Here is a 26214-nt window from a genome sequence, read left to right as displayed (position 1 = left end):
CCTGCGCACAACTTTGGTAAAGCCATTACTACTTCTTTTCCTTCTCTTTGCCAAATACTCCCTTAAAGAATCCCTTTACCTTTTTTGCGGTGCCAGATGCTCCCTCAGCGGTATTCATCAACCTGGCTTCCCTTTCCTTGGAGACACCTACGCTGGCTTTCACTCCTTCGAAAAGGCTTTTCCACAAGAAATTAAAGAAAGAAGCTTCGGGCGGCCTTTGATAGTGGATGGGCCCTGGATGGAACATGTCGTTGGCATCGGGATTGCTGTCGTTAATGATGAACGCATTGGCCAGTGTAGACACCATCCCCATCTTCGCCACTTTGCCCGTCTTATCGTCTTTCTTGAGTATAACCGCCTTTAGGTTGTTGTAGCGAAACGAGACCATCCCTTTGGCCAGCTTCTCATTTGCCTGTACATCAAAACGGAGGTCGTTCAAATTGCCCGAACTGACCTCTATCATGGCCAATGGCTTCGTAAGCGGATTGAGTGCCGTTCCGTTCATGTTCTTAAGGCTCCCACTGTAGCTAAAGGCACCCCATTGATCTTTTTGGTCAAACTTGAATGTAATATCCAAATGACCATTGCCCATGAAGCGCGAATCGATCTTGGCCGTCAGCACTTTATTCTTGGCCAGCGAGGCCGAATCATTGGTAATGTTGTAAAAGGAACCATGTGTCTTGCTAAAGAAAACACTGCCGGTTTGCTGCGTCTTGCCGTTCAGCTCCGTGTATCTGATGAAGGCTTCGCCCAGCAGCAATGTATCTATCTTAAGATCCAAAGCCAGCTTGCTCAACTGCTGAATGGGGAAAGCATGCACCTTGGCCTTTTTTGGTTTCTTGGGATACAGCCCATTCTTATAGATCTCCACAGTGCCTTTTCCCAGTTTCAGGTTGCCGGCAAACAACTTCTGCTGCTTGACCAGCTTGAACAGGTCAATATTGTTGATGCTGAGTGAATCGAAGGCAATGTCATAGCGCTCTTTGGCCAGTTTCACTTTCTTGTAGAAGTCCGTTCTGTTGTAGCGTGGCGTCAATTTCACTTTTCCCAGCGAAATACTGCGCCTGGAAGTAGAAAAAGCGATGCCATCTACATCCAAATAATACAGGCTATCGCCCGTGGCCATGCGGTATTTGTCCAATTCAAAATCTACCGACTTGGCATTGTAGAATCGGTTCAAGTCTTTTTGCGAAGTGGAATCTATCAATATATCCGTCACGTTGACATTCACATTGCGCAAGCTGGTGGATTTTTCCTGCCTATTACTCCGGTTCACATGGGTAAAGTCGATATTCTTGAGTGCCACATGTTCCACGCGCAACTCTTTCATCACTGGCGAAATCCGTTCGTAAAGGCTCTTTTCATCTCCGTTATGCTGCACCGTATCGTTATAGGGCTGATTATCGTTGATGATCTTGATCGTAGGATGGTCAATGACAATTTGGTCTATATTGAGTCTCCTTTCTGAATAGATTCGTCTAGGATGGAAATCTCTTATCAGCAATTTGGCAACCTCCAGCTCATAGAGATTGTCGGGTGCCTTTTGCTGAGCTTTCAGCTGATTGTACACATTGGTATCGGGAATGAGCCGGAAATTCCTGACCTCGGCATTGCCTGTGGCCAGGTTGAAATCAAAATCGTCGTACTCCACATGATAGAGGCTATCACTGGAACTGATGACCAAGGCGTGAATCTGCTCATTGAGAAGCGGGCGCCAATGATTGCTCAAATACCACAGGCCGCCTCCCAGTAGGATGGCCAAAAAGGCAATTATTCCCAAGAACCACTTTACGAACGTTTTCATATCACGAAAAACAACATACTACTATTTAAGTTTATTAGTCGCTAAAATAATTATTTCATTGCCGTATCCTGTATGCCCGCCATTAAGGACTTCCACAAGAGGTTGAAAAACGAGCGCCCTTGTGGGTGGTCATACCTCACCGAGCTGTGCTTGGGCTGTTCCCCTTCCTTCTCCGGATTGCTATCGTTTACTTTCAGCCAATTGACAAAAAGGGAAAACAGCCCCCTCTTCTCGATCTCTCCACTATCTTCACGTAAGGTAGCTACTTTTAGATCGCGATACAAGATCGTCACGTTTGACTGTGCTCCAAACTTATTGCCTGCCACTTGAAAATGCAAGCCTTGCAAGCTGCCTTGCTCTACGCGTATCAGTGCCAAGGGCTCCAGGAAACTATTGGCGAAGGAGAGATCGCGGGGGGCTAAGCTGCCCTTGTAGTTGAAAGCAGCATTGGGATCGGTCATGTCTATATTGACATTTAGGTCGAGCTTCGTAGCACCCATAAACTGCGTCTGCAGCAGAAAGCGCACCCACTTGTCCTTTTGCAGTTCGGCATCCATATTGGTTACATGACTAATGGTGCCATTGAGCCGCTGAAAGTTTACTTCGCCTATTCGCTTTGCCTTTGGATTGTACTCGCGATAGTGGATATTCGATTGCTTGAGGATAACGGTATCCACCTTGACTGGGAGCTTCAGTTGTTGAAAGGCAATAGCCGGAAAGGCCGCCGGCCCTTTATTCGGGTCGTCCGGCATCCCTTTATGGACAAATACTTTTAGCAGTGCGCCGTCTATAGCTACGCGCTTGGCACTAAACGACTTTGCACTTTCCATCTGCTTGAAATCGAGCTGGTCCATACGGAGATGGGCTATATGGATATCGAATCGATCTCCTTGGTACACCAGCCGCCTGGCAAATTCCATTTCGGGGAACAGGGGCGTGCAACTGAAGTCGGCAAGTTCTAATACCTCCTCCTTTGTAGATAGATGAACCTTGCCCGTACGGAAGCGATACATCCCTCCCTCCTCTTCATAACGTAACCCATCCGAATCAAGCATTATATCCCTAGCAAAGAAAACCCGATCTTCGCGCTTCAGGCTGGCCGAATCTAATACAAGGCTGCGAAGCTCTACGGAAAACTTCCCGATGGCAGCGCTGGTAACGACCTTCGGGATACGTCTATCTGTCCAATGCAAAGACATGCTGTCCAGAGCGACATGTCCTATCTGTGCACCTTGCAAAAATTCGGGAATAGATTCGTACAAACTTTTCTCTTGCTCATCACTGGAGGTGCTATCTTGCCGCAGATGGGTAATGGTGAGATTTGGCTCGTCTACTTTAAGCGAGCTTAGCTTAATTTTACCATGCAAGAGGTAACGCCATAGTGACGCACCGCTTATACTTATTGCCTTTATTTGCACGTCATATAGACTACTAGGTTTCAGGCTATCGGCAAGATCTACCAAACGGGAAGTATCGGGTTTTAGCTCGATACTATCGGCGGTCATTGCTCCCCGCCAAAGGCTCACCTTAAATGTTTTGAATGTAAGGGCATACACTCCATTCGATTTATCGTAAACAGTAGCCCTAAGCTTGTCGGGAAATTTCCTTTCCATCACCGTGCTAGCAATGGCGGCGAGTACCAATAGCAATGCCAAGCCCACACCTATCCATAGGCCCCGCTTGCGCCATCCCACCTTATTCCCTGAAATCGTCGCCATATACCAAAATCAAAATGACAATATCTGTTGATTGCTTAGTAGGCAACAATGCAATGTCGAAAATGTTGCGTCAACACGTCCACATAATAAAAATGGCACATGCTAGACAGATTAGCAAAGCATGGGGCAATGCGCTTTCAATCAGAAATGATAGGACAGGCCTAAGGTATAGAACATCAAGGAATTGACACTGCTTCCATCTTCCAAAATTGGTCCTGCATCCTTCTTCCTGTTGTAAAGGAACAGCCCTATGACGGGCGATAGCCCATCCCGTGGGGTGGACAACATATCATGTTTCCTTAAAGAAAAAGTATATACATGAAAAAGTGCGCTGCTCACCAAGTTGAAATCCATATCGTTAATGCCATAACGAACGGACAGGTCTAAGAAATATTTGTCTTTATTGGTTCTATGCTCCTTACCGTGATAGCTTTGTATATATACATCCTTTTTCTTAAACATCCCCACAATATAGGCGGGAAAAACAGAAACCCCAGCGCCAATGGCATAATGGTGGAAGCTCTCGGCACCACTTCCCTGTATGTAAGCGTAGTCTGCCAAGACATGGGCATCTGCAATATCTGATATGCCGATATACCTCTTCATGGATAGGGTATGGCTATTGCCATAGTAATCTTTCTTGGAACTTTCTTGCAATCCAAAGAGGTAGGACGCCGACCAATTTTTGCGTTTCCATTCACCATAAAAGTCTTGGCCAAACAAAGAATACGAATTGATGATCATCGTTGCCAACAAGAGCATTACGTACTTACTATTCATAAAGGTTGATTTAGATAAAGAATAGTCAAAGCTAACAAGTTTTTTCCAGAAAACCTTTATGTGCCCCTTATTTAAGATACAGCACAGATTATATACCCGAATCAAGCAGCGGAATGGATATGACCTTATAACTCCGATTCCTGAAAATGGCAGAAGGGCGCCAAAAGCTCCCCTTTTGACACCCTTCTACTGTTTTTATGCCGTTTTACGACTAATAACCCGAATTTTGGGTCAAAAATCCTCCGCTTCGGTCTATCTCGTCCTGCGGTATAGGATAGTATTCATTGTGCGGCTGGAAATCAATAGCTCTGGAGATGCTCAAATACGTGCCCTCAAAAGAAGAATAGCTATTGATGACCTGTTGCGCTATGCCCCACCTCACCAGGTCATAGAAACGATGACCTTCCAAGGCCAGTTCCAGGCGTCTCTCAAAGCGCACGGCATTTCTGGCATAGTCCGCACTGGGAAAAGCGGGATAGGGCGCTACCTGATAATTCGCTATAGGCTGTCCGCCTACCATCTTCGGCCCCAATGTCGCGGCACGTTCTCTCACGGCATTGACCAAGGCAAGTGCTCCCGCGAGATCTCCCGACTCCACCTTGCACTCGGCCGCCATCAAATAGACATCTGCCAAGCGGATGATCTTCACGTTCAGGCCCGTCACCTGCGGCGTACCTGCCACGCTATTGGCAGCCAACTGAGCCAGCTCTATGGTATGCTTCATACCAACGAATGGCCCTGCAAAGCCCGGATCACGTATCCACGCATCGCCTGGCATTACCCCCCAATCTCTAAAAGGCACTCCCCTACGGCCCACGGTATAGTCCAAACGCGGGTCTACTCGCAGTGTGCGATCTACCTGATAGTTGGTCTTGGCTGCGCCGGTAAGCCCAAAGTCTGACATATAGGGATCTGTACGGTAGCTGCCGTCCAGCAGAGGAAGTCCATTTGCATCCACCCTATAGGCATTGACCAGGTCAAAGGATGGTTGGAAAAAGCCGCAACAGCTTACCGGCGCACTGCCGTAAAAGAAATTGAGCATATCGCCCACATTGGCATTATCTCCACCGCCATCGGGATTGAGCCCGTGCTGTACTTCAAAAATGGATTCTACTCCGTTCTCGCTAGCTATATCGTAGTTTTCCGTAAACGAAAGGCCCCTGATATCCGGTTTGCTCGCAATAACGGCTTCCAAAAAAGGTAATGCCTCATCGTGTCGTTGTTGGTACAGCAGGAATTTGCCCAGATAAGCTTGTGCTACTGTCAAATTTACCCGACCAACTTCCCCATTATACTTTTCTATCGTGAGAGTTTCCACGGCAAAACGGAGATCAGCTTCAATTTGGGGGACTACATTGCTACTATTAGGCGTATTGACGGCATCTTCCGTAGTAGTTATGCTTTCATCTATCCAAGGAAGGTTGACGAAAACCCTGTGGATGAGGAAATAGTAATGCGCCCTGAGCAAACGTGCCTCTGCCTGAATCTGCACGGCGCGCTCAGCATCAAAACTATCTTCCCCTCTTTCTTGTACAGATGCCAATACCCTTAACGTATTGTTGCACCGTACGATACCTTCGAAGGAACGGTTCCACAAAACCTGCAGGTTATCGTTGGTACTTGTCGGCAGGTGCCGTTCTATGAGGTTCATGTTTGGCTGATCCCCATTGTTGCTTCCCTTATGCGCATTGTCTGCGGCAACCTCTCCCAACAACCACTGGCTGGGAGCTGAAGCATAATTCCCCCATAGTCCCTCTATCGTATTACCGTTCAATAAGGCATATGAGCCTATGAGCAGTCCTTCCACGCCTTCTCTACTTTCTATCTGCGGGATGGTGAGTTCACCCTGAGGGTTGAGTTCCAGAAAATCTCTACTACAGGATATGATCGCAAAAAGCAACGACAATCCAACAAATGCATATTTAAATCTTTTCATCTTCATACTCGTTAATATTAAAAGCCAAAATTCACGCCTACCAAAAACTGCCTATTTACCGGATAGATACCCCGATCTACGCCAAGTACCGGAAAGGTACTGTTGGCCTGGCTCACCTCTGGATCCAGACCGGTATAATTGGTGATGGTAAACAAGTTGGTAGCTCCCAGGTAAATGCGCATTTTCGTTATTCCCCATTCCTTGCCAAACAGGTTGTCCGTGGGCAGGTTATAACCTATTTGAAGGTTTCGCATCCGGAAGAAGCTGCCGTCCTGCACATAGTAGCTGGAAGACGCGTATTCAAAATCAGATGCTCCGCGGTACAAGGACGGAATATTACTGCCTGTATTTGTCGGGCTCCAAGCATCCAACAGACGGGTGGTAAGAGCTCCATCAAATGTTGTGAAATCGGTAAAATAACGAGTTGCCTCATAGAGATCGTTGCCTTGCGAGGCGTTAAAGAACATGGATATATCGAAGTTCTTATAGGATGCGTTGAGGCTCAATGAGTAGACAAAATCCGGAAAAGGATTTCCGATGATAGTCCGGTCTTCTGGATTGATGACGCCATCACCGTTGATGTCGGCATATTTTAAGCCCCCTACGCGGGCGCCTGGATAGGTAGCTTCTGAAGCTAGTTCCGCCTCACTTTGGTAGGTGCCCGACACTTGGTAACCAAAGAAAGAACCAAACGGTGCTCCCGCGCGCAATACGGTAGTACTTAAGCTTCTGAAATTACCATAAATCTGCTGTGTCACCCCAGGTGCCAAGCTAGTTACTTCATTCACGTTCCTGGAGAAGTTCAAACCTACGTCGAACTTAAACGGCCTGTCATCTACCCTGCCATAATGATAGCCCAGGCTCAGTTCGATGCCCTTATTCTGCATGTCGCCCACGTTTACGTAAGGGGAAGCGCCTCCACCTACAGCAACGGATGGTAAGGGGACTTGATAAAGCATGTCGGTAGTCTTCTTATTGTACCAATCGAATGATCCATCAATCTGGCCATTGAACAAGGTAAAATCTGCCCCTATATTGAACTGAGCTACTTCTTCCCACTTCACGGCCTCGTTGCTGTAGGCATTTTGTCTTACTCCCGTGGTACTTCCCTGCCCATCTATGGGATAGGTGGAGGTGATGAGCGATGACTGTAGCCTATTGAGATACTGGAAGGCGGGTATACGCTGGTTACCGGTAATACCATAGGAAACACGAAATTTCAGGTCGGTGAGCCATTCTGCTCCGCTCATGAATTCTTCCTGCGATAAACGCCAGGCGATACTTCCTGCCGGGAAGACCCCATATTTGTTTTCCGTACCAAAGTTAGAAGATCCATCGCGCCGTACAGTAGCACTTAGCAGGTAGCGATCCTTAAACGAATAGTCTGCCTTGGCAAACAAAGAGAAGAGCGTTCCTATAGAGCCCGTACTGGCATTGCTAATATTGGCGGTTCCAGCATTCAGGTAATAATAGTCGAGGTCTCCTAGTATAAAGAAGTTATTCCTACCACCATTCAACTGCCTATTGCGGTTACTAATGGCTTCCGTACCGGCTAATATGTTTAAGTTATGTTCATCGGCGATGTTCAGCTTGTAGTTTAAGGTATTTGTCCAAGTCCATTCAGTAGTATATCCCTGATATTCACTTAAATTATTATTGTTGCTTCCCTCAGAGTGCTCCAAATTTGGATATGCCATGCTCAGTCCATTGTAGTTTTCATAGCGCAAGCCAAAGGCCGTGCGGGCTGTCAAGCCATTTATGAGATCCACCTCACCATAGATGTTTCCAAAAAAGAAATTGCTTCTATTCTTATTGTCCTTGGCACGATAAAGCATAGACATTGGGTTTTGAGCATTTCCCAACATGCCGCCACGCGTTCCCGCAAAATTGCCCATTACATCATATACGGGCACAATAGTCGGTATCCGATAGGCAAAGCCTAGTGCACTGCCCTCATCCTGGTATTCGCCCGGTACGTTCACATTGGAGCCCATACCGAAGTTTTCCGTATAGCTGTATTGGGCGTTCTCGCCAAAGCGAAACTTGCCGTTCAGGGCTTTTATCTGGGTATTTGAACGAAAATTGAAACGTTCGAAACCTGTATGGGAAATAATGCCTTTTTGACCGAGATAACCTGCCGATACCGCATAGGTGGTATTCTCGCTGCCACCCGTAGCACCCAGCTGATAATTCTGCATGGGGGCGCTTCCCATAATCTCATCAAACCAGTCCGTTCCCGCCTGATTGGCCCGTGTAATTTGGTAAAATGTGGACCCATCCCTAGAATAGTTGTAATTGGACAGATCTGCCGCCTCGGGCGTCACCTCAAATCCAATGGCCCCACCGGCAAGTAGGTATTCGGGTAGAACGGGGTTGTCCCCGCCGCCATACATATCGGCCAGCGCACTGGCGGGATTCAAGCCTGAATTTCGATACGACAGATAAAGGTTTTCTGCATATTGCGTAGGATTCATCATAGTGGGGAAACCACTCTTCCGCGGCATCTGCGTGCCGTAATTGGCGTCTAGCGTGATATTTGGTTTGCCAGACACCCCTTGTTTGGTGGTCACGATGATGACCCCGTTGTTTGCCCGTGCACCATAAATGGAGGCGGCCGATGCATCTTTCAGTACCTGCATGCTCTCGATATCGTTCTGATTCAACCAGCTCAGCTTACCCTCGTACGGCACGCCGTCTATCACATACAAAGGCTCGTTATTGTTGATGGTACTGAAACCCCTGATGCGGATCTGTGGCGTAGAACCTGGAGCACCATCCGTCACGATATTAACGCCAGGTGCCCGCCCTTGCAAAGCCTCTACGGCGGAAGAAGCTGGCTGGCTTTTAAGCTCGCCTACGTTGACCACGGCTACAGATCCCGTGATGTCTCTCCTGCGTTGGCTTGAATAACCCGTTACCACCACTTCCTCGAGATTGCTCATCTCTGGATGCAGGTTCACATTATATGTTTGCTGTGAGGCCGTCACCGTAAATTCATGGCTTGTGTAGCCCACAAATGAAACCACGATGACGTCATTCACCTTTACCTTTAATTTATATTCTCCTTGGCCGTTCGTTATAGTACCCCCAGTTTGGGCTCCTTTTATCAATACACTTACCCCAGGTAGGGTCATTTTCGTCCCCGCATCTGTCACGGTACCGCTTATTTCTATATCTTGTCTGTTTTGTATCAATAGAATGCGTTCATTATCTATTTTATAATGGATCCCTAGCGGAATCAATGTAGCGTCCAACACTGATTTCAAATCTTTTTGTTGCGCACCAACCTCTACAGTGCGGTGTGTGTTTATAACAGAAGGGCTATATAAAAACTTTACCTGAGACTGTTTTTCCAAGCTCTCCAAGAAGTTTTTTAGACTCATCCTGGTTTTAGTTATAATAACTGTTTTCTCCAATGCCCCTTGTGCATCTGCCGGATTGGCATACGAAGTAAATCCGCCAATAGATATTAATAGGGCATGAACAAAGGATATTCTCATCGCTATTTTTATTAAAGCAATAATTCGTTCTTTTTTCATAAATTCGAAAAATTATGGTTCGCAAAAAAATCATGATTTTAACTTATGACCGACAATACCCCCATATTGTCGGTCTTTTTCATCACTATAATCAGGTTATATTCATAGGCACATTTATTTAGCTTGTTTGAAATTGGTCATTAATTATTGAATAAAAATTTCTTTCCCTTTTATTTCGTACTTGGTGGCGGTTACACAACAAATCATCTCCAACAAACTGAACAGCTCCAGATTATCCAGATTGCCCGTAAATGTAAGATGTCCCACATTCGGTTCGGCCTTAATGCCTATGCCGTAGATGTCGCTCAACTTCTCTGTCAACTTATCGAGTGGCATTTCGTCGAAGCTACCGGCTTTCAACAGATTTTGTTTAGTTTCTAAAGGCATGGGATGTTCCACGATAGTCTCACAGATGGTATGTTTGTCTTTTTGCACGATAGCCCGTTGATTGACGGATAGGCTCACGCGTGCTGGTTTTGTCATCATCCTGGCAATCAAGTTCCTTTTTTCATTATTCTCCATGACCTCTACCTTTCCGTCATATACGATAACCTCACTGCTACCCTGCTCTCCATCACCTTTAATCAAAAACCTGGTACCAAGTACCTTTGTTATCGTTCCTTCACGATAAACTACAAAAGGAGAATGGGCATTCTTCTTCACATCGAAAAGAGCGTCTCCTTTCAATAAAATTTTCCTGTTTTCATCAAATCGCTTTGCGTATTTCACCTCGGATCCTTTGTATAATTCTATAGTAGACGAATCGGGCAGGATTATTAATTTCGGACGATCATGCTCATTGCTTACGACGATAACCTTACTGCTTGCTGAAGTCAAAAAACTAGGCTCCCCCATAGCACTACTCTTCCCATTGTTTATCCACCAAGATACCATGATCAATAAAACCATACAAACTGCAATGGCCAACAAGGGTTTCTTAACGGACAGTGATTTATGACCGTTATCTCGTGCTTCGGTATTATTAACTTGGTTTATGGTGGTCGTCTTCTGGCTAATTTGGCTCCATAGGCGCGCTTCTATCTCATCAAAGTCGGCATCTCCTAACTCAAAGTCCCTGTCGGTATCGAGCAAATCATACCATTGACGCACGATTTTCTGTTCCTTTGGCGAGCATTTACCTTTTAGATACCGCTCCAATAAATCACGAAATGCCTTGCGACTCATAATGGTTCTACTAATTAGTTAATTCGGCTTTAAGAGAGCCTTTCATATAATATAGTAAAACAAAAAGGCCACATCCCTAAGATTTTTTTGTTTTTTTTTAGGCAATGGGCAAAATAGCTAGCAACACCATCACGATGATGTAATCCTTCAAGACCACTCGCATGATCTTCAGCGATTGGGTGATATGGTATTCGACTGCTTTTTCGGAAATTTTAAGTGCTCTGGAAATTTCCTTCACCGACTGGTACTCTAATCGGCTCAAGACAAATATTTTTCTGGTTTTGAGGGGGAGCATGTTGATGCCTTTCTCTATGGCAGATAGTAGGTCTTGAACGGCCAATTGCTCTTCTAGGTTATTGCAGTCTGTTTTGCCATGCTGCTTTTGGTAGTCCGCATAGTTATCTAGCTGGAGCATGGTCTTCAGATGATTGATAAATGCATATCTGGCAGCGGTCTGAAGGTAGGACGACAAATTGGCGATAACCACGATCGATCGCCTTTCCCAAAGCGATACGAACACGTTCTGGGTCAATTCTTCCGCTAGCTCTTTATTGCCTGACTTACGGTATAATTGTAAAAAACACACTTTCCAATATCGACGATAGATTTTTTGGAAAGATTCGTGGCAATTTTCTTTTAATCTAGACAATAACTCGGTATCGGCAAAGTCTCGATAGCCTATCATAATGTGGTTTGTTATAATGTGGTCTCGCAAATATAAACACAGCAATCCATTCGTCAAATAGATAAACGCCTATTTGTAACAATTTGCACATAAAAAAGGGGGTATCGTGGTAATTACCCCCTTTTTATAGTCAATAGGTTCTTGCTTAATGTTTTTCCAGCCATTTCCTGGCATTCACGAAGGCCTCTATCCAAGGCGACACCTCGTCCTTTCTGCCCATGGGGTAGTGTGCCCAGTGCCATTGGAACAAGGACCGTTCGATGTGTGGCATCATCACCAGATGCCTGCCACTCTCATCACACAGCATGGCCGTGTTATAGTCAGACCCATTTGGGTTAGCAGGATAGGTTTCATAACCATATTTGGCCACGATACGGTATTGGTCTTCGGCGTACGGTAGGTGGAACTTGCCCTCGCCATGCGATATCCACACGCCCAGCGTACTTCCTGCCAGGCTCTTCAGCATCACCGAATTGTTTTCTTGAATAGTTAGCGAGGTGAAACCGCTTTCGTGCTTGTGGCTGTCGTTGTGAAGCATCTTGGGTTTATCGGCATGGTCTTTATTGATGAGTCCCAGTTCGATAAACAATTGGCAACCGTTGCAAATACCCACTGATAGGGTATCCTCTCGATCAAAGAATTGTTGCAAAGCTTCCCTTGCCTGCTCATTGTACAGAAAAGCCCCTGCCCAGCCCTTTGCGGATCCGAGAACATCCGAATTGGAGAAGCCCCCCACGGCACCAATGAAGCGGATGTCTTCCAGTGTTTCCCGTCCGCTGATGAGATCGGTCATGTGCACATCCTTTACGTCAAAACCGGCTAGGTAAAGCGCATTGGCCAGTTCGCGTTCCGAGTTGCTACCTTTCTCACGAATGATGGCAGCCTTTGGCCTCGGGCGCGTGTTGTCTATCACCGGCTTTTTACCATCAAAAGCAGCCGGAAACACATACCGCAATACATGGTCTTTGTAGTGCTCAAAACGTTCTTTAGCCTTTAGTGTGCCACTTTGTTTCTGATCCAGCAAATAAGAAGTCTTGAACCACACGTCGCGCAAATGGTCGATATCGAAATTCCATGTGCTACTTCCGCCATTGGACACATGGAGCGCAGGCTCTTCCAGTACGGTTCCTATTTTATGAAAAGCGATGCCTTCGTTTGTAAGCAACGACTCAACCTCTTCCTCTGCCTGAAATACCAAGCCTATGTTCTCCGCAAAAAGCACTTTTACGATGTCGGCTTCGCCCAGGCTACTCAAGTCGATTTGCGCACCCAAGTTGCGATCCGCAAAACACAATTCCAATAGGGTAGTGATCAATCCGCCACTGCCAATGTCGTGTCCTGCCTGAATTTCACCCGCTTTTATCAATTCCTGCACGGCATCAAAAGCTTTCTTGAAAGCTGCAGCATCTTGTATATCGGCCGTCTCATTGCCTATGGCGTTGCGTATCTGGGCAAAAGAAGTACCACCCAGTTTATATTTATCCCCTGAAAGGTTAATGTAGTAAATGTGGCCTCCACCTTTTCGCAGCACCGGCTCTACCACTGCCGTGATATCCGTACAATGTCCACCTGCCGATATGATGACCGTACCAGGAGCAATGACATCGCCATCGGGGTATTTTTGTTTCATGGATAGGGAATCTTTGCCCGTGGGGATATTGATTCCCAATGCGATGGCAAAGTCAGAGCAGGCCTGAACGGCCTCGTACAGGCGGGCATCTTCCCCTTCATTCTTACAGGCCCACATCCAGTTGGCCGACAGCGAAACGCTCCTGATCCCTTCCTTGAGCGGTGCCCACACGATGTTGGACAGGGCTTCGGCTACCGCAATGCGGCTACCCGCGGCGGGATCTATCAATGCCGATAGCGGGGCATGCCCCACGGAAGTGGCGATACCATCCTTCCCCTGAAAATCGAGTGCCATTACGCCACAATTGTTGAGGGGCAGCTGCAAAGGACCTGCACACTGCTGCTTGGCCACCCTGCCACCCACGCAACGATCCACCTTATTGGTCAGCCAATCCTTGCAGGCCACCGCTTCCAGTTGCAGTACCTGTTCGAGGTAGGCAGATAGGTTATCTATATCGTAATCCAGTGGCTTGTATTGGCGCTCTACTGCCGTATCTTCCATGATGGTCTTGGGCGAGCTGCCGAACATGTCTTTCAGTTCCAGGTCCATCGGCTTTTCTCCCGTGGACGAGGACTCGAACGTGAAGCGGTGGTCGCCCGTCACGTCTCCTACGGTATACATCGGGGCGCGCTCTCTGTCCGCTATGCGCTTCAGCGCTGCAAGATGCTCTTCCGCAATCACTAGTCCCATGCGTTCCTGGGACTCATTGCCAATGATTTCTCGGGCAGAGAGCGTTGGATCGCCCACGGGCAGCTTATCCAGGTCTATCTTGCCCCCGGTCTCTTCCACCAGCTCGGACAGGCAGTTCAGGTGCCCACCGGCACCGTGATCGTGGATGGACACGATGTCGTTGTGGTCGCTCTCTACCATGGCACGGATGGCATTGGCGGCCCGCTTTTGCATTTCGGGATTGGAACGCTGCACGGCATTGAGTTCGATGCCCGAGCCAAAGGCTCCCGTATCGGCCGAAGAAACCGCCGCACCTCCCATACCAATACGGTAATTGTCGCCACCCAACACCACAATCTTATCGCCAGTCTTGGGCACGTGCTTCTTAGCCTGATCGGCCTTGCCATATCCCACGCCACCAGCCAGCATAATGACCTTATCGTAACCCAGTTTGCGCCCGCTCTCCTCATGCTCGAAGGTCAGCACAGAACCAGCAATGAGGGGCTGGCCAAACTTGTTCCCAAAATCGGAAGCGCCATTGGAGGCCTTGATGAGGATGTCCATCGGGGTTTGGTACAGCCATTGGCGTTCGGCCATGGCCTGCTCCCATGGCCTGTCGTTTTCCAAACGCGAAAGTGCTGTCATATACACGGCAGTTCCCGCCAGCGGAATGGCTCCCTGGCCACCGGCCAGCCTATCCCTGATTTCGCCACCGGAGCCCGTAGCAGCGCCATTAAAGGGCTCCACGGTTGTGGGAAAATTGTGCGTTTCGGCCTTGATAGACAATACCGAGTCAAACTCCTTCACTTCATAGTAGTCCGGTACATCAGCGCTTTTGGGCGCAAACTGCTGCACACGTGGCCCTTTCAAGAAAGCTACATTGTCTTTATAGGCCGATACGATACCATTGGGGTTGACTTCTGCAGTCTTTTTGATGAGCTTAAACAAGGAACTGGGCATCTCTTTCCCGTCTATGATGAAGGTGCCATTGAATATCTTGTGGCGACAATGCTCTGAATTGACCTGCGAGAAACCAAACACCTCCGAGTCTGTCAGCCTACGTCCAAGACGGTCGGCCAGCTTGTTGAGGTAATCTACCTCGTCGGCGCTCAATGAAAGTCCTTCCTGCTGGTTATAGGCAGCGATGTCGTCTACTTCCAAGACCGGTTCGGGCTGTATATGTATGGTATATATCTCTTGGTCCAGCTTACTGTATTTCTGCAATAGCATGGGATCGAAATCGGCAAACCCCTCCTCCACCCGGTGGAATTCCTCTATGCGTAAGATGCCGCTTATGCCCATGTTTTGGGTAATCTCCACTGCATTGGTACTCCATGGAGTGACCATGGCGGCGCGGGGACCAACAAAAAAATCCGTCAAAACGGATTCTTCTATCAAGTATGCCTCCCCAAAGAGCCAGTTCAGTTTCGAGATTTCGGGCACTACGAGCGGTCGTTCTATTTGTACGGCAAAAATGGTATTGGATTGGTTTCCGAAGAAATAAATCATTTTCGTTGTTATTTGATGGCACAAAATTACGGAAATAAAAATTAATTTTTACATCGGGAGAAAACTCGCATTTCATGTATAATTCCTATCTTTAAAGCTTTTTTAATGAAACTGGCATTCGATATATGGTACGGATAGATACGCAAAAGCCTTATGCTTTAGTTTATTCCCTTTGCAAACACGAATTTTTGGACTACGTCATGGAGCCCCATATCGTACAGCTCAATGCAGATGGGGGCTTTTCGCTCACGCACCAACGCATCTTCAGCCATACGGCCAAGGATTTTGCTGCTTCCATGGATGCTACCGATCTCAAGCTCATCAAATTGATGGATGGACTAGAACAAGGAGCCTTAATAAAACGGATGCACAAAAAGCCAATCCGCGCGACCGAGTTCTTCCAATCTATCTTTGACAAAAAGTTATATGCCTATATTAGGCCCAAGATAGAGCATGTACTCAATCAGATTTTCTCCCTCATTGGCGAAAAGCCCCTTTATCTAATGAGCAAAGAAGGCTGGCCCGTGGAGCGTGAAGTAAAATTGGCTTCCGAGCCTGCTTCCATACTGTTTCACTTCAGGCGCAGCGAAGAGGAGACGCGCTATTTTCCTACGATCAAATACCAGGGTATCCGCATCGAGTTTATGTTCAAGGATGCGCAGATCATAGTCAACGAACCGGCACGCATGCTCTTGGAAGACACGCTGTACCATTTTGACCAAGCACTGGACGGCAAGAAGCTCCTCCCATTTCTCAACAAGCGCTATATTTCCATACCTCGCAGCTCGGAACCCACCTATTACGACCGCTTCGTCAAGGGTCTGATAGAGAAACATCATGTGTATGCCGAAGGGTTTGAAATCAAAACCTATCAGCACGAAGGCACTCCTATTCTCAAAATCATTGATCCTCAACAGGCGGGACCATTCCTGGAACTATTTTTTAAGTACGGCCCCTACACTTTCCCTGCGGGAAGTGAACATAAAGTGAGCGTGAAACTAGAACACCGCGAAGAAGAAGACCGCTACGTCTTTCATCGCATCAAGAGATCGCTACAATGGGAAAGCAATAAGCTGGAAAAACTTCTTGCGCTTGGACTGGAAAAAAGACCGGATATGTTTGTCTCCCTACAGCTGGCAGGCAACCCCTCCACTGATCCCTATGCCCTCATGGCTTGGCTCAACGAGCACTACGACAAATTGCAGGAAATGGGTTTTAAGGTAGACAGTGAAACCAACAAGAAAAAATACCTCTTGGCACAGACCTCCATCAATATGGAGGTGACGGAAGACAATGACTGGTTTGATGTCAAGGCCACCGTGAAATTTGGCAATTATCAGATTCCTTTCATGTCCCTTAAGGAACACATCCTGAACAATAAAAGGGAATTCACACTTCCATCGGGGGAGATAGCCATTATTCCGGAAAGTTGGTTTGCAAAGTTTAGCGATCTTTTTCATTTTTCCCAATCTGGAGATCAATTGCACTTGCAGAAATACCACCTTGGCCTCCTCGATCGGCTGGATGACGGAGGCATAGCCTACCTGAGCATGGAACGCAAATTGAGCAAATTGGTCGACTTTGAGCATATAGAGCCCTATGCCGTGCCCCTCAACTTCAAGGCTAAGCTGAGACATTACCAAAAAGCGGGCTATGATTGGTTCCATTTTCTGAAGAAATACCATTTCGGGGGATGTCTTGCGGATGATATGGGGCTGGGGAAGACCATACAGACGCTGGCCTTACTCCAAAAGGAAAAGGAAGAGCAAGAGATCTTGGGAAATGGCACCACTCCCTCCCTTATTGTGATGCCCACCTCGCTTATCTACAATTGGCTACAGGAAGCGCAGAAGTTTGCCCCCGACCTGCGAATACTCTCCCATACGGGCACCAACAGGAGTAAAAATGCAGCTATTTTCTCCTCGGTCGACGTAGTGATTACCACTTATGGCATCGCACGGATAGATATGGACCTGCTTAGCGAGTTCTTCTTTCATTACATCATATTGGACGAAAGCCAAATCATCAAAAACCCCAGCTCGCAATCTTTTCTTGCCGTAAAGAAATTGAAGGGCAAACACAAGCTCATTCTAAGCGGTACGCCCTTGGAAAATTCAGTGGCCGATCTATGGAGCCAGATGACTTTCCTCAACCCGGGCTTGCTGGGTGGGCACAGCTATTTCCTGAACGAATATGTCACTCCCATAGAAAAGAAAAAAGATGAAGAAAAGGCCCGCAAGCTGCAAGCCATAATAAAACCCTTCATGCTGAGGCGTACCAAGGCACAGGTAGCCACCGAGCTGCCTCCAAAAACGGAGCAGGTCATCTATTGCGACATGAGCGAAGAGCAGGCCCAGAAGTACGAGTCCATCAAATCGGAATACCGCAACCTAATACTCAATACCGAGGGCGAAACCCTCGGCCTCTCGTCCATACAGGTATTGCAGGGACTCACCAAACTAAGGCAAATAGCCAATCACCCCAAGATGCTGGACCAAACTTACGAGAATGGTTCAGGTAAGTTTGACAATGTGTTGTACACCTTGGAAAACGTGCTGAGCAGGGGCCACAAGGTGCTTATCTTTTCGCAGTTTGTGCGCCAGCTCGACCTCTTCAAGCAGCATTTTGGCCAAGAGGGGCTCGACTATGCCTATCTGGATGGCTCCACCAAGAACAGGGAGGAAGTAGTCACCAGTTTTCGTCAAAACGACAACATCAAACTGTTCCTCATATCCATTAAGGCCGGCGGCGTGGGGCTCAACCTGATAGAAGCCGACTATGTATTCATCCTCGACCCCTGGTGGAACCCTGCCGTGGAACAGCAGGCCATTGACCGATCGCACAGGATAGGGCAAAAGAAAAATGTCTTTATCTATAAATTCATCACCAAGGACAGCGTAGAAGAAAAGATCCTTTCCCTACAAAATCGGAAAAAGACCGTAGCAGACCAATTGATCACCACGGAGGAGACCTTCGTGAAGTCCCTCACCTCGGATGACATCAAGGAGCTGCTTGCCTAAATCCCTCTATCCAAATGCACGTAGCCTCCATCTACATGGATAAGTTGCCCGGTGGTATGGCTAGAGCGTGGTGATAGCAGAAAAACGGCCATATCGGCTATCTCCTGCGAGGTGGTCATCCGCCTTCCCAAAGGGATATTTCGGGTAATTGTTTCTAGTTTTTCATCACCATCAGGCAGGGATGCTAGCCATTTTTCGTACAGCGGAGTCCAACATTCTGCCACAATGATGGCATTCACGCGTACCTGATGGGGTAGCAGTTCCACGGCCCATTCGCGTGTTAAGGCATTGCGTGCGCCATTGGAGGCTGCATAGCCCGATGTTCCACCTTGACCGGTCTCTGCCACCTTAGACCCTATATTGAGTATGCTACCGCCGTTCTTCTTCAGTTCGGGTAAGGCAAAGTGCGCCATCAGGTAGTAGTGTACGAGGCTCTTGTGCAGGCTATCCATAAAGCTTGCGTAGGTGCCTTCGGCTAGGCTCACATTGTCATTCACACCCGCATTGTTCACTAGGCCATCTATGCGTCCGTATTTTTCTACGGCCTCGCGTACGGCCATCTCGCAAGCTTCGGGCCGAGTCAGCTCGGCCAGTACCGTAGCTACCTGATATCCCGCGTTCATTAGTTCTTGCCGGGCCTGTTCATTATCCCGTTCGTTGCGGCCTATGATGATGGGCAGGGCACCTTCCCGCGCTAGCGCATCTACAATGCCCCTACCTATTCCCTTGGCTCCGCCCGTCACCAGAATGACTTTATCTTTTAGCCCCAAATCCATATCGTCCCAATATTACAAACCATAAAAATCCTTGGCATTCAGTGCCCAAATCTGTGCTTGCTCATCCATAGAAAGTGAACTCAAGAAACCCTCTATCAAATCAGCTACCTGTTCATAAGATGCTGCCAATGTACACACGGGCCAATCCGTCCCGAAAATAACACGCCCCGGCCCAAATGCTTCCAATACATGTTCGATATAGAAAGAAAAATCGTCGGCACGCCAGCCTTTCCAGTTTATATCTTCCGCGAAAAGCCCAGACAGCTTGCAATAGACCTGCTCATGTGCGGCCAACTTGCTTACATCTTCTTTCCATGGCGCCCGCTCCTTCCCATTTATATTCGGCTTGCCGAGATGATCCAGCACAAAGCGCTGTTCCTCAAAATCGCCCACCCATGCGGCAATAGACGCGATCTGGTGCCTATGGACCAATATATCATAAGTATACCCATACTTCCCCAATGCCTTTATTCCTTCCCGAAATCTTTTTTCTTGAACAATGGCAATATCTTCTGCTTGCAGAATATGCCTAAAGCCCTTGAGCTTAGGAGAGCTGCTATACTTTTCCAAATGTGCTTCTATGTTTAGATCCAGAAGGTCAATCCAGCCCACTACTCCTTTTATCGCATCGTATTTTTCTGCAAGGACCAGGAGGAAATCGGTTTCGGCCTGCGACTGGTCTGCCTGTACGGCCACACAACCCGATATACCTGCGGCCTGCATAGATGGCAAGACATTGGTGGGCAGGAAATCCCTGGCGATAGCGCGCATCTCTTCCGTGATCCAGCTATCCCTTATGGAATCGTAATGCCAAAAGTGCTGATGGGCATCTATACGCTCCATACGCGCTATGGCTTTTGATAGGCTACCACCTTTTGCCTGGCCACTCCCAGTCCATCGGCTCCCAATTCTACCACATCGCCAGGCTGTAGGTAGATGGGGGGATTGAAGCCAAGACCTACTCCGGCAGGCGTACCCGTAGAAATCACATCACCCGGCAACAGGGTCATAAACTGGCTCACGTAGGACACCAAATAGGGAATATCGAAAATGAGATTGCTGGTGTTACCATCTTGCATCACCTGGCCATTCACGCTCAGCCAAAGCCTGATATTGTTCGTGTCTTTGATTTCATCTTTCGTGGCCAATATGGGCCCTATCGGAGCAAAGGTGTCGCAGCCTTTTCCCTTGTCCCAGGTGCCGCCTCGCTCCAGTTGGTACTCGCGTTCGGAAACATCATTGTGCAGCACATAGCCGGCCACATAGTCCATCGCCTCGGACGGTTCTACATAAGAGGCCTTGGTACCTATCACTACACCTAGCTCTACCTCCCAATCGGTCTTGGTAGAATTGCGCGGAATGACGATATCATCATCGGGGCCGATCAAGGAAGTGGTCGATTTCATGAATATAATCGGCTCTGTCGGAATCTTTGCTTTCGTCTCTTCCGCATGGTCGCGATAGTTCAGTCCAATGCAAACGATCTTGGAGGGCCGCGCTATGGGGCTACTCAAGCGCGTACCTTCAGGTATTTCAATGAGTTCACCTTCATTGGCCTTCACAAATTCTTCCAGCCGGGCAAGGCCGTCATCAGCAAAGAACTCCTCGTTGTAATCGCCTCCCAAAGCAGAGACATCGTAGTTTCTGCCATCTATTTGTACGCCTATTTCTTCTCTTCCGGCATCGCCGTACCTAATCAATTTCATGGTTGTAAATTAAAAAGTTAAAAAACAAAAAATAAAAAACATGCCTGCTTCTATTCATCAATTATTCAATTTAATAAAGCCGCCATCTATGGGATAGTCATTGCCCGTAATGAAGGAGGCTTCGTCCGAACAGAGGTACAGCACCAATCCCGCTATCTCTTCAGGCTTGGCCATGCGGCCTATAGGCTGGCTCTGGGCCAATTTCTCAAACATCCCTTTCTCTTGTCCAGGGTAATTCTTGGCCAAAAAGCCATCCACAAAAGGGGTGTGTACCCGAGCAGGGGAAATGCTATTGCAACGTATGCCATATGCGATATAGTCCCTGGCGACGGACAGGGTCATGGCAGCAATGGCGCCCTTGCTCATGGAGTAGGCAAACCTGTCCGTGATGCCCACCTGTGCCGCTATTGAAGCCAAATTGAGGATGACGCCGCTCCGGTGTTCCTTCATCTTGGGCACTACCGCATAAAGTGCATTATATGCCCCTTTCACATTCACATTGAAGATACGTTCAAAATCTGCGCTATGGCAATTTTCCAGATTACCAACATGCGCTATGCCCGCATTGTTTACCAATATATCCACTTTGTCCATTTGCTGCACAATGGCCGTCAATTGCTCCTGCTTGCTCACGTCGCAGACGTGTATGAACACCTCGCCTCCGCTTTCCCTTATTTCTTGGAGCACACCGGCACCGGCCTCATGGCTTAGCTCCACGATATGCACCGTAGCCCCTTGCTGGGCAAAAAGCTTGCTAATGGCTCTTCCTATACCACTGCCGCCACCTGTGACGATGGCTACTTTATTTTCTAAACTGAACATATTAAAAAGTAAAAAACAAAAAGTAAAAAATAAAAAAGACTAAAGCTGCCTAGAAACTTCCATATGGCCAATAAACTAATGGCTAATCTACCAATCAACTAATTAACCAACAACTACAAAGAGACACCCCTTCTCCAAGGAATAAAGTCATCCTGCCCCAATTGAACGGCCTTTGCCTCCGTGCGTCCACTTGCCACCTCGATGACATAGTCCAATATGCGATGTGCCGCCTCGGCCACGCTTTCCGTTCCTTCTATAATGGTACCGCAATTGATATCAATGATGTCGGGCATCTTTTCATAGGTCTTGGTGTTGGTCGAAATCTTGATGACGGGTGCAATGGGATTGCCGGTAGGCGTACCCAGCCCCGTGGTAAACAAGACCAGGTTGGCCCCGGCCGCCACCTCTGCCGTGGTGCTCTCCACATCATTGCCCGGCGTACATAGCAGGTTGAGGCCAGGACCATTGGCTAGCTCTGGATAATCCACCACCGCCTGCACGGGAGATGTCCCACCCTTCTTGGCTGCTCCTGCCGATTTGATGGCATCGGTGATCAAACCGTCACGAATATTCCCGGGTGAGGGATTGGCATAAAAGCCCGACCCATCCGCCTCGGCCTTGGCATTATAGGTTCTCATCAAGTGGATGAATTTTTGTGCCGTTTCTTCATCCTTGCAGCGGTCGCTCAACTCCTGTTCCACACCGCACAGCTCGGGAAACTCGGCCAAAATGACGCTCCCCCCGATGCTGACCAACATATCCGAAAGATAACCTAAGGCTGGATTGGCAGATATACCCGAGAAACCATCGGAGCCTCCGCATTCCAGGCCTACGCACAGCTTGGATATGGGAGCAGGCGAACGCTCGTTTTCGTTGGCCTTGACAAGCCCTGCAAATGTTTGCTTCAAAGCTTCTTGCAACATGGACTGCTCCGTGCCCATCTGCTGCTGTTCAAAAACGTATAAGGGTTTGTCAAAATGTGGGCTCCTTTTTGCTATTTCCTTGCGGAGAATATCGGCCTGCGCATGCTGGCAACCCAAGCTCAATACAGTGGCTCCGGCTACATTGGGGTGTACGATATACCCTGCCAAGAGCCCACATAACGCATCTGAATCCATTCTGGTGCCGCCACATCCCATTTCGTGATTGAGAAATTTAATGCCGTCCAGGTTTGGGAAGAGCCTGTCGTTCTTACTGTCCTTGGTCGTGCCATATAAATCAGTGGCGAGTATTTGGGCTACGTCGCTCCCTTGCTTATACAATGCCACAAGCTGCTCCACCTCCATTTCGTACTTGGAAGAGGCCCTGTAACCTAGCCGCTTTTCAAGCGCCTCTTTCATCACGAGCACATTTCTGTTCTCGCAGAACACCATGGGGATGACGAGCCAATAGTTGGCCGTGCCCACCTGCCCATCGCTGCGATGATAGCCCATAAAGGTTTTCGCGGAGATAGCACTTACGTCCAGTCGCTGCCATTCCAGCTTGCGCTTGCCCAGGGAGAACTCCTCCGCCGCATGATGAATATTCTCCGTGGTAATGGGCTCGCCCAAAGGCAACGCTTCATTGGTTCTGCCCACCAGTACGCCATACATATAAACGGCGTCACCGCTATTCAGCGGATGCAGGGTGAATTTGTGCTTGGCGGCCACGCTTTGGGGCAGGGTAAATACACTGCCTTCAAAACGTACTTCTGTCCCCGCGGGCAAATCCTGCAAAGCTACCAGCACATTATCTGCCGGATGTATCTGTAGATATCTGTTACTCATCGCTGTGATGTTCTCAAAGTTTAAAAATTCGTTCCATTAGCTGCCATTTCTCCCCTTGCCGCGCCGAAGGCAGCGCCTGCTGGTATTTCCACATCAGGGCCTCCCATTCCTGTACCTTTGGATTTTGTGCATCCATCTCTGCCTTGTGCTCAAAAGTAAAGTCGTCGTTTACCTCCATGATCATGAACAGCCTATTGGACACACGGTAGATCTCCATACTTTGCACTCCAGAAGCGATAATGGACTCCCTAATCTCGGGCCATACCCTTCTATGATATTCGTCATACTCGCGGATGAGCTGCTCGTCAGCTTTCAGATCCAGCGCCAATGCATATTTCTTCATATCTTTGATGTTATCTTATATCCCGAAATACCGTAATAAAACACAAACAGGAAGCAAAGGGCCGGTATGCTATAAGCCAATTGAATGCTATTTGCCTCCACGGACATCAAGCCCATCAACACCGGAAAGAGGGCACCTCCCACAATGGACATGACCAAAAAAGAAGAAGCGATCTTGGTATCCTGCGAACTGAGCTTCTGGATGCCAAGAGAAAAAATGGTGGGATACATGATGGACATGAAAAAAGGTACCGCCATGAGACTATACAGGGCATTATTGCCATCCAACAGCACCGCCGATAGGCAGAGCAGAAAGCTGATGAGCCCATAGATGGCCAACAGTTTGTTGGGGGCTATATAGTTCATCAAAAAAGTTCCCAGAAAACGTCCGGCCATAAAGCCGGTCATGGCAATGGAACCAAAAAGAAATGCGGCTTGCTTTTCTCCCATACTGGAAGCCTCCCTGGCAAAACGGATGAAGAAACTACCTATCCCCACCTGCGCACCGATGTAAAAAAACTGGCTGAGCACAGCCATTGCAAAATGCTTGTGCCTGAAAATCTTTAAGCTAAACTTACCCACATGGTGGGCTTCCCCTTCATTTTCCGCAACGCGGCCATCAGGCAAGCGTGTGACGACGAAAAGCAGAAGCAGAAAGAATACCGCTCCTGCTATTACCAGATAGGGCATTTTTATAGCATCCGATTCCGTTTGCAGATATTGATTCAGTGCTGTGGGAGCCATGTTCGTCAATTCTTCGTCGGAATATTCAATACCCGAAAGGATAAAATGGCCACCCAAAATAGGAGCCAGTACCGCCCCCAAACCATTGAACGACTGTGCCAAATTGAGCCTTCTTGTCGCCGTCTCCTCACTACCCAATACAGAAATATAGGGATTGGCCGCCGTTTCCAAAAAGGTAGCCCCTGCAGCGATGATGAAAATAGCAACAAGGAACAAAATATAGCTCCGTTCGCTAGCTGCGGGTATGACCGTCAGCGCCCCAAGGGCATACAGCAACAAACCCAATATGATGCCCCCCTTGTAACTATAACGCTGCATAAAAAGGCCAGCAGGTATGGCTATAACGAAGTAGCTGATATAGGCCGACGCGTCTATCAGCGAGGATTGAAAGTCATTGAGACTAAATGCTTTTCTAAGATGTGGAATGAGTATGGGATTGAGGTTGTGCAGCAATGCCCATAAAAAGAACAGAGAGGTCACCAGAACAATGGGAATAATGATTCGCTGTTTCTTCATCATAATTGATAAGGTTTTATTGGGGTTCTTCCCGATGTGTAATACGTCAAATATACCTACCACAGAAGAACATCGCAAGTACGCTCTTTTAAGGATCAATGCAGTCATTCGGTTTAACAAAAAATTAAACTATTTTACCCTGTTTGTCCTACGATACGGGACATTCATGCTAAATTTGCACACTAAGTACGGTAATACATGAGACCAAAATTTCTAAAAGTTGCGACGAGCACCACTGAATCTTTCAGCGTGCGGATAGACAAACAACCTCAAATGAACAACATCTGGCATTACCACCCCGAGGTGGAACTCGTCTATGTAAGCAAAGGCCAAGGAACACAGTTCATCGGTGATAGTACGAAGAATTTTCGTGGCGGGCAATTGATTCTGTTAGGCGCTTATTTGCCCCACTACTGGCATTTTGATCTGAGCCAACATCCAGAAACCGATGTGAAGGTCATCCATTTCCACCCTCATTTCTGGGGAAAGGACTTTCTGCTGTTACCCGAAAACCAGGCAATATATCAGCTGCTCCTAAGGGCGAAAAGGGGACTGGAGATAGGCGGTGTCTCCAAGACAACCTGTGTCAACCTCATCAACCAGATGACCGAATGCTCTTCCAACCGCAAGATTATCTATTTGCTGCAATTACTTACAGAGTTGTCCATTGAGGAACAATTAGACCCCATATGTGGAGCAGCCTTTCAACCCACCTTGGAAAAGAGTGAGGATAAGCGTATCAGCACTATCTATGAATACTCTATGGCACATTTCAAGGAAAAAATAGGCATCGGCGAGGTCGCGGACAAGGTGGGACTTAGCCCACATTCCTTTTGCCGTTACTTCAAGTCCCGTACCGGTAAGACCTATACCCGTTTCTTATTGGAAATCCGCATTGGACATGCTTGCAATCTCCTGCTGTCAAGGGAGCTGAGCATCAAAGAGGTTGGTTTTGAAAGTGGTTTCTTCAACATCACCAGTTTTCACAAAATTTTCAAGGAGATCAAAGGATTGAGTCCGCTCGTATATCGGAACACCTATTCAAGTGCCTATTAGCTCCAAAAGTG

The 26214-nt window shown here is 47.7% G+C and carries 17 protein-coding genes; 2 read left to right on the top strand and 15 right to left on the bottom strand.

Translation table 11 applies throughout. The annotated features are described in order from the left end of the window. Positions 1-28: 28 nt before the first annotated feature. The 8 genes from A37S_RS0100440 to purL all read right to left on the bottom strand — a co-directional run bounded on the left by A37S_RS0100440 (position 29) and on the right by purL (position 15455). Positions 29-1804 carry a hypothetical protein gene (locus A37S_RS0100440; protein WP_028295285.1) on the bottom strand — a complete coding sequence of 592 codons (1776 nt, stop codon included), beginning with the start codon at positions 1802-1804 and terminating at the stop codon, positions 29-31. Positions 1805-1854: 50 nt separating this feature from the next. Then, positions 1855-3522: a hypothetical protein gene (locus tag A37S_RS0100435; RefSeq protein ID WP_028295284.1), complete on the bottom strand. Its 1668-nt coding sequence runs from the start codon at positions 3520-3522 to the stop codon at positions 1855-1857. A 141-nt stretch (positions 3523-3663) separates the two neighbouring features. Continuing rightward, positions 3664-4302: a hypothetical protein gene (locus tag A37S_RS0100430; protein ID WP_028295283.1), complete on the bottom strand. Its 639-nt coding sequence runs from the start codon at positions 4300-4302 to the stop codon at positions 3664-3666. 211 nt (positions 4303-4513) lie between these two features. After that, positions 4514-6238 (bottom strand): RagB/SusD family nutrient uptake outer membrane protein, encoded by a 1725-nt coding sequence (locus A37S_RS0100425; RefSeq protein ID WP_157278274.1) that lies wholly within the window; start codon positions 6236-6238, stop codon positions 4514-4516. Positions 6239-6255: 17 nt separating this feature from the next. After that, complete coding sequence (locus tag A37S_RS0100420; RefSeq protein ID WP_245586274.1) at positions 6256-9738, bottom strand: SusC/RagA family TonB-linked outer membrane protein; 3483 nt, start codon at positions 9736-9738, stop codon at positions 6256-6258. 183 nt (positions 9739-9921) lie between these two features. Beyond that, positions 9922-10962 (bottom strand): FecR family protein, encoded by a 1041-nt coding sequence (locus A37S_RS0100415; RefSeq protein WP_028295280.1) that lies wholly within the window; start codon positions 10960-10962, stop codon positions 9922-9924. 97 nt (positions 10963-11059) lie between these two features. Then, on the bottom strand, positions 11060-11647 hold the full coding sequence (locus A37S_RS23085) for a sigma-70 family RNA polymerase sigma factor (protein WP_036600759.1): 588 nt from the start codon (positions 11645-11647) through the stop codon (positions 11060-11062). 145 nt (positions 11648-11792) lie between these two features. Further along, the gene (gene purL / locus A37S_RS0100405) at positions 11793-15455 is read right to left on the bottom strand and encodes a phosphoribosylformylglycinamidine synthase (RefSeq protein WP_028295279.1); all 3663 of its coding nucleotides are present in this window, start codon (positions 15453-15455) and stop codon (positions 11793-11795) included. A gap of 125 nt (positions 15456-15580) precedes the next feature. Between purL and A37S_RS0100400 the strand changes: the two genes are divergently transcribed. Further along, positions 15581-18475, top strand: a complete 2895-nt coding sequence (locus A37S_RS0100400) for a DEAD/DEAH box helicase (protein WP_028295278.1) — start codon at positions 15581-15583, stop codon at positions 18473-18475. On the opposite strand, the gene A37S_RS0100395 is transcribed toward A37S_RS0100400, so the two are convergent. From A37S_RS0100395 to fucP, 7 genes are all read right to left on the bottom strand, one after another. After that, the gene (locus A37S_RS0100395) at positions 18472-19251 is read right to left on the bottom strand and encodes an L-fucose dehydrogenase (RefSeq protein ID WP_028295277.1); all 780 of its coding nucleotides are present in this window, start codon (positions 19249-19251) and stop codon (positions 18472-18474) included. The genes A37S_RS0100400 and A37S_RS0100395 overlap by 4 nt on opposite strands. A 12-nt stretch (positions 19252-19263) precedes the next feature. Next, on the bottom strand, positions 19264-20094 hold the full coding sequence (locus tag A37S_RS0100390; protein ID WP_028295276.1) for an amidohydrolase family protein: 831 nt from the start codon (positions 20092-20094) through the stop codon (positions 19264-19266). Positions 20095-20099: 5 nt separating this feature from the next. Next, positions 20100-20957: a fumarylacetoacetate hydrolase family protein gene (locus A37S_RS0100385; RefSeq protein ID WP_028295275.1), complete on the bottom strand. Its 858-nt coding sequence runs from the start codon at positions 20955-20957 to the stop codon at positions 20100-20102. A 57-nt stretch (positions 20958-21014) separates the two neighbouring features. Then, positions 21015-21779: an SDR family NAD(P)-dependent oxidoreductase gene (locus tag A37S_RS0100380; RefSeq protein WP_028295274.1), complete on the bottom strand. Its 765-nt coding sequence runs from the start codon at positions 21777-21779 to the stop codon at positions 21015-21017. 113 nt (positions 21780-21892) lie between these two features. After that, positions 21893-23545 carry a UxaA family hydrolase gene (locus A37S_RS0100375; protein WP_028295273.1) on the bottom strand — a complete coding sequence of 551 codons (1653 nt, stop codon included), beginning with the start codon at positions 23543-23545 and terminating at the stop codon, positions 21893-21895. A 13-nt stretch (positions 23546-23558) separates the two neighbouring features. Next, complete coding sequence (locus A37S_RS0100370; RefSeq protein WP_028295272.1) at positions 23559-23888, bottom strand: L-rhamnose mutarotase; 330 nt, start codon at positions 23886-23888, stop codon at positions 23559-23561. Beyond that, positions 23885-25150, bottom strand: coding sequence for an L-fucose:H+ symporter permease (gene fucP, locus A37S_RS0100365; protein ID WP_051292625.1), 1266 nt, complete (start codon positions 25148-25150; stop codon positions 23885-23887). The genes A37S_RS0100370 and fucP overlap by 4 nt, the downstream gene beginning before the upstream one ends. Positions 25151-25345: 195 nt before the next feature. Here fucP and A37S_RS0100360 point away from each other — a divergent pair, with 195 nt between their 5' ends. Continuing rightward, positions 25346-26203: an AraC family transcriptional regulator gene (locus A37S_RS0100360; protein WP_028295270.1), complete on the top strand. Its 858-nt coding sequence runs from the start codon at positions 25346-25348 to the stop codon at positions 26201-26203. Positions 26204-26214: the final 11 nt, after the last annotated feature.

The organism is Olivibacter sitiensis DSM 17696 (genome assembly GCF_000427965.1).
Taxonomy (GTDB): Bacteria; Bacteroidota; Bacteroidia; order Sphingobacteriales; family Sphingobacteriaceae; genus Olivibacter; species Olivibacter sitiensis.
Note: the sequence above shows the minus strand (reverse complement) of the source record. Positions and strands in the feature narration are given on the sequence as shown.